Here is a 6,434-nt window from a genome sequence, read left to right as displayed (position 1 = left end):
GGTAGAATACAGGTAACATTGTCAATAGGTAGGTCTTGTTGAACAAAAGAGACCTATCTTTTTTTTAGCACAAAATGGTGAAAGCTTTACATTTAAAGCTTTTCAGGCTATTTCGTCACCCCTTCAGAGATCCAAGGATAAAACAAGTTTTTCCTAAGGTTAACTTGACTTACTACCACCATCCTACCCTACCACCGGGTACAGAAACTGGAATCAAAATGTTGCTAGATGGTCAAATTTCTTTCGTGCTGTCTTCACGACCAATTAAAAAAAGTGAGTTCCAAGAGGCTGACGATAGACGATTTAAACTTAAGCAGGTTCAAGTTGCTAGTGATGCTATTGCTATTGCTGTTCATCCTGACCTAACTATTAAAGGTTTAACAACCGAGCAACTCAAGGCTATTTATACCGGGAAAATTACAAACTGGCGTCAAGTCGGTGGTCCCAATCTAAAGATTACCCCTTACTCTCGCCCTAATGAAAGTGGAACTACTGAGTTCTTTCGCAAGACTATTTTAGTAGGAGATGATTTTAGTCAAAAGGTTAGTTTTATCCCAACGACTACTCAAGCCGTGAGGAAGGTAGCTGAAACGAAAGGTGCTATTTACTACGCTTCTGCTCCTGAGATTGTTGATCAGTGTAAAGTAAAACCTCTACCTCTGAGGATATCCAAAACTGATTCTTTTATTACTCCCTATAAACCCCCACTTATCCCAACAGAAAATTGTCCTCAACAAGGACGCAATCAACTGAATAGTGAGGCATTTAAAACCAAGACATATCCGATCACCCGTCGTCTGTTTGTAATAATCAAACAAGATGGTCAAGGAGATGAGCGAGCCGGGGAAGCCTATGTCAAATTGCTATTAACAGATGAAGGACAAAAGCTGATTGAAGAAGCTGGCTATATTCCGAGACGTTAGTTCAGCAATCACAACTATAGCAATTCTACGACTTGTGAGGTACAAATTTCTGGGTTTTAGGGAGCAGGGAGCAGGGAGCAGGGAGCAGGGAGCAGGGAAGAGGGAATAGGGAATAGGGAATAGGGAATAGGGAATAGGGATGCGCTGCATCAATACTGTACCTCATAAATACGATAAACGCTCTATCTCTGTTCTGTCACTTTGGGAGAACTAAAATCAAGAGGAAGACCCACCCCACGGTCGAGGTGGGGTGTGGCCTTATTTAATTAATTGGGCAAATGTTGAGTAAACTCATCTAGGGAGTTAACCGTTAATGCTGTTGCCATCAACTCTTCTAATTGTTCGAGAGTTAAGGCTTGAATTCTGACGGATATCTCGACAGGAATCTCTGAAAATCGCAGTTTAAGGATGCGCTCTAAACTGCCTCGACGTTCTTGTTGGATTCCTTGTTCAATCCCTTGTTCAATCCCTTGTTCAATGCCTTGTTCAATCCCTTGTTGAATTCCTTGAGCAAGACCCTCTTGTAAAATCTCTTGATACCAGGGTGATTCTCGTAATACTGTCATATCCCACCTCATGATTTGTTGAATTAAGGGTATCTCTAGGACAAAACTAGCAAAAAAAGCTAAGAGCGGTTCTAGTTGATTCAAGGTTTGATCTGCTCGTAAAGCCTGCACCGCTGACCGCAATTTTGATTCGCTACCACCTCCAAATAAAATCGGGACAAATGGAAATAGGGGAGGTAATGGTTGTTCTAATACTAATTCAGCCTCTACTTCCCAGAGATTAATTACCCGATAATCGCCCAGGGGCTTTTAATCCCATGAATTCCTGGTCGTAACAGTCAACGATTGTGACTGTGGATGGGGGCGGCAAGATGTTAATTAATACTGGATAAGCGGATAGGTTGTATTTTTCCTCAGCTAAGGCAACATAATTGCGCATTCTCTGAGGCATGTTCTGGTCATACCGTAGTTGTAATTCATTGAGAATCAGAAATTCCGAGTGTTCAGGACTAGACGCTTTTAGAATCACATCACTTTCGCGACTAATCCATTGAAACTCAGCATCAAGTAACTGAGATGCCCGCACTTGGGGATTACCGGTTACCCATTGCACCCAAGCATTAGGAGCGAGACTGATTAAGCGTTTGCTACCAATATCTACAGGTTTTGCCATACAATACAATTGACCGAATCAAGAATAATTTTTGAGTTACGCCCACCCCACGGTCGAGGTGGGGTGTGGCCTTATTTAATTAATTCGGCAAATGTTGACTAAACTCATCTAGGGAGTTAACGGTTAATGCTGTGGCCATCAACTCTTCTAATTGTTCAAGATTTAAGGCTTGAATTCTGACGGATATCTCGACAGGAATCTCTGAAAATCGCAGTTTAAGGATGCGCTCTAAACTCCCTCGACGTTCTTGTTGGATGCCTTGTTCAAGCCCTTGTTCAAGCCCTTGTTCAATCCCTTGAGCAACACCCTCTTGTAAAATCTCTTGATACCAGGGTGATTCTCGTAATACTGTCATATCCCACCTCATGATTTGTTGAATTAAGGGTATCTCTAGCACAAAACTAGCAAAAAAAGCTAACAACGGTTCTAGTTGATTCAAGGTTTGATCCGCTCGTAAAGCCTGCACCGCTGACCGCAATTTCGATTCACTACCACCTCCAAATAAGATTGGGACAAATGGAAATAGGGGAGGCAAAGGTTGTTCTAATACTAATTCAGCATCTACTTCCCAGAGATTAATTACCCGATAATCTTGACGCGCCTTTAATCCCATAAATTCCCTGTCGTAACAGTCAACAATTGTTACTGTGGATGGGGGCGGCAAGATGTTAATTAATACCGGATAAGCGGATAGGTTGTATTTCTCCTCTGCTAAAGCGACATAATTGCGCATTCTCTGAGGCATGTTCTGGTCATACCGTAGTTGTAATTCATTGAGAATCAGAAATTCGGAGTGTTCAGGACTCTTTGCTTTGACAATCACATCGCTTTCGCGACTAATCCATTGAAACTCAGCATCAAGTAACTGAGATGCCCGCACTTGGGGATTACCGGTTACCCATTGCACCCAAGCATTAGGAGCGAGACTGATTAGGCGTTTGCTACCAATATCTACAGGTTTTGCCATACAATACAATTGACCGAATCAAGAATAATTTTTGAGTTACATCCAGGACTATTTCGGCGTTGCTGATTATGCGTATGGTTTTGCCCCCCTAGCCCCCCAATTCTGGGGGGAACAAAACTATCAAAGTCCCCCAGAATTGGGGGATTTAGGGGGCTTTAATAAAACCAAATGATCGCGCATTCATTCCTTAATTCAGCAACGCCACTATTTCTGGAATCAAACTAAAATTTGATTAGTGAAGAGCTGGGCTTTTCAGACTTCCTGTTTCTTACAGATTCTTCGTCTGTAGACTCGCCGTCTTTAGACTCGCCGTCCATAGGGTCTCCTAAATCGAAGATAATAATAAATTTTTGATCAGGCATCAGCCGTTTAAGGGCTTGCAAGTGACCCTCCGCGTCAGAACGGTTCCGAAAACGACGAACAACCACCCGCTGCATGTTCGGCAATAGGCGCATGAGCGCCCATGGATATAGGCGTTGAGAGTAAGACATAAAATATTAGGTATCTCCTTAACTGGGGCTCCAGAGCCAGCCTGTAGCCGAGAGAAACTGTCGGCTGGCTCTTACCGTGGAACGTTTTAGCGCCCACGGATATTTTATTATAACACAAAAAAATTTTATTATAACATTTTGTGAAAACTTTTGTAACAAATTTGGGAGTAGGGAACAGGGAACAGGGAATCGGGAATCGGGAGTCGGGAATCGGGAATCGGGAATCGGGAATCGGGAACAGGGAACAGGGAACAGGGAGTAGTGGAGTGGGTAAAAATCCTGTGTACCCAACTAATTAATTAGTTAATTTTTGTATATAACTATATGTGATGGGAGCTTGGAGCTGCTACGCGATTGACCTTTGGTCACGCTGCGCGATACTCCAAGCCGCTACGGGATTGGCCGTAGGCCACGCTACGCGATTGACCTTTGGTCACGCTACGCGAACGCATCCACCGAGTATCCTAAACTCTTCCGTTTCTTCCCGATTCCCAATTCCCGACTCCCGATTCCCGATTCCCGATTCCCAATTCCCGATTCCCGACTCCCGATTCCCGATTCCCGAAAATTGTCAATTTTCCTTTTCTCCCTTAAACTAGTATTATCGGAAGAGTTAAGGGAGAGTCCACTGATGAACAAGTGCGTTGGAACTACTGAAGCAGCATCTCTATTAGGAATTTCCTCTCGACGATTGCGCCAACTCCTAGAGAAGGGTCGGGTCCGGGGTGCCTATAAAAGCGGGAAATTCTGGATTATTCCTCTGTTCAACCATTTGCCACAAATTACTAAAGGTAATCGTGGACCAAAGGGGAAATGGCGCACTAGTCGTCCGCCAGCTTTAGCGAAGATTAATGTCAATCGCAATCACATTGGCTCGAATATGAAGAAAAGCCCCAAAGACCGGAAGCCAGTGATTTCAGTAAAACGAAAGGGCACTAATCTCTACGGTAATGAAGTCGAAATCCTTGGTCCTTGTAAGATTGTTTATCAGCCGGATAATCCCCTTGATTGTGGTGCTCGTTTGTGGATCGAAACCTTCAGTGATATTCACTTTATTTCTTGATGCAAAGCGCGAGTGGGGGAAACCACGGCAGTCGCTCATGGGGGGAACCCCCAAGACCGCGCTGCCTCCCCAAGACCGCGCTGCATCGCTGGTGGTAGTTTTCCGGCTATTAGCTAAGTTTGTCAAGGCTTTGCGACTATTCAAAATTATCTATTTCATTATTTGGTGCTGCATCAAGACATTGAAGTATGAAAGCGCGATCGCTAGTAAGCATTCAGCCGTCAGCTGTCAGCCGTCAGCTTATTTTATTCAAAAGCTATAGTAATTAAAAATTAAAAATAAAGCTTGTAGGGTGGGCAAATCGACCGGATTCCAGATTACATGGTCAGCTCAAAGATCAGGATTTGCCCACCAAACCCCGCAGCTTGTAGGGTGGGCAAATCGACCGGATTCCAGATTACATGGTCAGCTCAAAGATCAGGATTTGCCCACCAAACCCCGCAGCTTGTAGCAGCTTGTAGGGTGGGCAAATTGACAGAATTCGAGATATTGTTGTCAGAAGTACAGCATTTGCCCACCCTACCCCACAGCCAATGGGAAGGTGGGCAAATTGACAGAATTCGAGATATTGTTGTCAGAGGATAAGCATTTGCCCACCCTACGCCTCAGGGAAGGTGGGCAAATGGACCCGATTCGAGATCAAATTGTCAGAGGGTCAGCATTTGCCCACCCTACGCCTCCCGATTCCCGATTCCCGATTCCCGATTCCCGATTCCCGATTCCCCATTCCCTATTCCCTATTCCCTATTCCCTATTCCCTATTCCCTAAAACTCCCCACAACTAAAACCACCCTTCAATCTCATCGTTAGTCAACATTTTCTTTAACTTTTGATATTCCCGTTTTGTCGCTTCATAGATATGTTCCATGTTCACGGCTTCATCGGCGGCGGCGGCAAAAAAAGCGGCATTTAGGGCAATATTGCGAATATTTCCACCAGCTACATTGAGTTGACCCAGTTTCTGGTAATTTAAGTTTTGGGTTGGTGTCTGGGCAGGAAAAATGCGCTGCCAAATTTGGGTACGGATTTCGGGTCCGGGAAACGGAAACTCCACCACAAAGCGAATCCGCCGCTCAAAGGCACTATCGAGGGCGCTTTGGAAATTGCTGGTCAAAATTGCTAATCCTTGATAGGCTTCCATACGTTGCAGCAAATAGCTGACTTCGATGTTAGCGTTGCGGTCGTGACTGTCTTTTACTTGGGTACGCTTACCAAACAGGGCATCGGCTTCGTCAAACAGCAGAATTGCAAAACCTGTTTCAGCAGCATCAAAGATCCGCCGCAGATTCTTTTCCGTCTCACCAATATATTTACTGACTACTCGACTTAGGTCGATGCGATAAAGATCCAGGCGAAATTCCTGGGCTAATACCTCTGCTGCCATGGTTTTACCAGTACCGCTAGCCCCGTAAAATAGGGCGCTGATGCCCAAACCCCGGTCGCCTTTTTGGGCGAAACCCCATTCCTGATAGACTTTATACTTGTGTCTGAGATGAGTCGCAATATCCCCTAGAAGCAGCCGTTGTGGGGTTGGTAAAACCAGATCGTCCCAGGTAGCAGAAGCATTGATAGGTTGCGCTAAGTGATCTAATTGATTACGGGCTTGGTGGCGGCAGATATCCCATAATTGAGTTGATTGGTGGGTTTCGTCTTTGAGATTTTTGCCCCCATTATCCCCCAATTCTGATACCGCTGGCCAAATTAATATTTGTTTACACATAGGTCAACCGGTCGGCGCAAGAGCAGCAAAACGAGAACATCGGGTAGCTGCAAATGGAACTCCCTGGCACCAATTAACCAAACGCACAATA

The 6,434-nt window shown here is 44.7% G+C and carries 11 protein-coding genes; 5 read left to right on the top strand and 6 right to left on the bottom strand.

The features are described 5' to 3' along the window. Nucleotides 1–74 precede the first annotated feature (74 nt). Nucleotides 75–923 carry a PstS family phosphate ABC transporter substrate-binding protein gene (locus F6K46_RS37585; RefSeq protein WP_293068058.1) on the top strand — a complete coding sequence of 283 codons (849 nt, stop codon included), beginning with the start codon at nucleotides 75–77 and terminating at the stop codon, nucleotides 921–923. Between the two features lie 25 nt (nucleotides 924–948). Here the strand turns inward: F6K46_RS37585 and F6K46_RS37580 are convergent, their stop codons facing one another. The 5 genes from F6K46_RS37580 to F6K46_RS37555 all read right to left on the bottom strand — a co-directional run bounded on the left by F6K46_RS37580 (nucleotide 949) and on the right by F6K46_RS37555 (nucleotide 3,851). After that, nucleotides 949–1,089: a hypothetical protein gene (locus F6K46_RS37580; RefSeq protein WP_293068055.1), complete on the bottom strand. Its 141-nt coding sequence runs from the start codon at nucleotides 1,087–1,089 to the stop codon at nucleotides 949–951. A 100-nt stretch (nucleotides 1,090–1,189) separates the two neighbouring features. Further along, the gene (locus F6K46_RS37575) at nucleotides 1,190–1,600 is read right to left on the bottom strand and encodes a DUF4351 domain-containing protein (protein WP_293068053.1); all 411 of its coding nucleotides are present in this window, start codon (nucleotides 1,598–1,600) and stop codon (nucleotides 1,190–1,192) included. Between the two features lie 109 nt (nucleotides 1,601–1,709). Continuing rightward, nucleotides 1,710–2,102 carry a hypothetical protein gene (locus F6K46_RS37570; RefSeq protein WP_293068051.1) on the bottom strand — a complete coding sequence of 131 codons (393 nt, stop codon included), beginning with the start codon at nucleotides 2,100–2,102 and terminating at the stop codon, nucleotides 1,710–1,712. A 79-nt stretch (nucleotides 2,103–2,181) separates the two neighbouring features. Beyond that, nucleotides 2,182–3,069 (bottom strand): Rpn family recombination-promoting nuclease/putative transposase, encoded by an 888-nt coding sequence (locus tag F6K46_RS37565; RefSeq protein WP_293068049.1) that lies wholly within the window; start codon nucleotides 3,067–3,069, stop codon nucleotides 2,182–2,184. Nucleotides 3,070–3,578: 509 nt separating this feature from the next. Next, nucleotides 3,579–3,851, bottom strand: a complete 273-nt coding sequence (locus F6K46_RS37555) for a hypothetical protein (protein ID WP_293068044.1) — start codon at nucleotides 3,849–3,851, stop codon at nucleotides 3,579–3,581. A gap of 38 nt (nucleotides 3,852–3,889) precedes the next feature. Between F6K46_RS37555 and F6K46_RS37550 the strand changes: the two genes are divergently transcribed. The 4 genes from F6K46_RS37550 to F6K46_RS37535 all read left to right on the top strand — a co-directional run bounded on the left by F6K46_RS37550 (nucleotide 3,890) and on the right by F6K46_RS37535 (nucleotide 5,392). After that, nucleotides 3,890–4,159: a hypothetical protein gene (locus F6K46_RS37550; protein WP_293068041.1), complete on the top strand. Its 270-nt coding sequence runs from the start codon at nucleotides 3,890–3,892 to the stop codon at nucleotides 4,157–4,159. A 32-nt stretch (nucleotides 4,160–4,191) separates the two neighbouring features. Continuing rightward, on the top strand, nucleotides 4,192–4,623 hold the full coding sequence (locus F6K46_RS37545) for a helix-turn-helix domain-containing protein (RefSeq protein ID WP_293068039.1): 432 nt from the start codon (nucleotides 4,192–4,194) through the stop codon (nucleotides 4,621–4,623). Between the two features lie 37 nt (nucleotides 4,624–4,660). Further along, nucleotides 4,661–4,885 (top strand): hypothetical protein, encoded by a 225-nt coding sequence (locus F6K46_RS37540; protein ID WP_293068037.1) that lies wholly within the window; start codon nucleotides 4,661–4,663, stop codon nucleotides 4,883–4,885. A gap of 288 nt (nucleotides 4,886–5,173) precedes the next feature. Then, complete coding sequence (locus F6K46_RS37535; RefSeq protein WP_293068034.1) at nucleotides 5,174–5,392, top strand: hypothetical protein; 219 nt, start codon at nucleotides 5,174–5,176, stop codon at nucleotides 5,390–5,392. A gap of 12 nt (nucleotides 5,393–5,404) precedes the next feature. Here F6K46_RS37535 and F6K46_RS37530 read toward each other — a convergent pair whose 3' ends face one another. Beyond that, nucleotides 5,405–6,343, bottom strand: coding sequence for an ATP-binding protein (locus F6K46_RS37530; protein WP_366664734.1), 939 nt, complete (start codon nucleotides 6,341–6,343; stop codon nucleotides 5,405–5,407). Between the last annotated feature and the right edge of the window lie 91 nt (nucleotides 6,344–6,434).

Origin of the sequence: Moorena sp. SIO3E8, from assembly GCF_010692445.1 — a bacterium.
In the GTDB taxonomy this organism is placed as follows: Bacteria; Cyanobacteriota; Cyanobacteriia; order Cyanobacteriales; family Coleofasciculaceae; genus Moorena; species Moorena bouillonii.
This window is presented reverse-complemented; position numbering and strand designations above follow the sequence as displayed.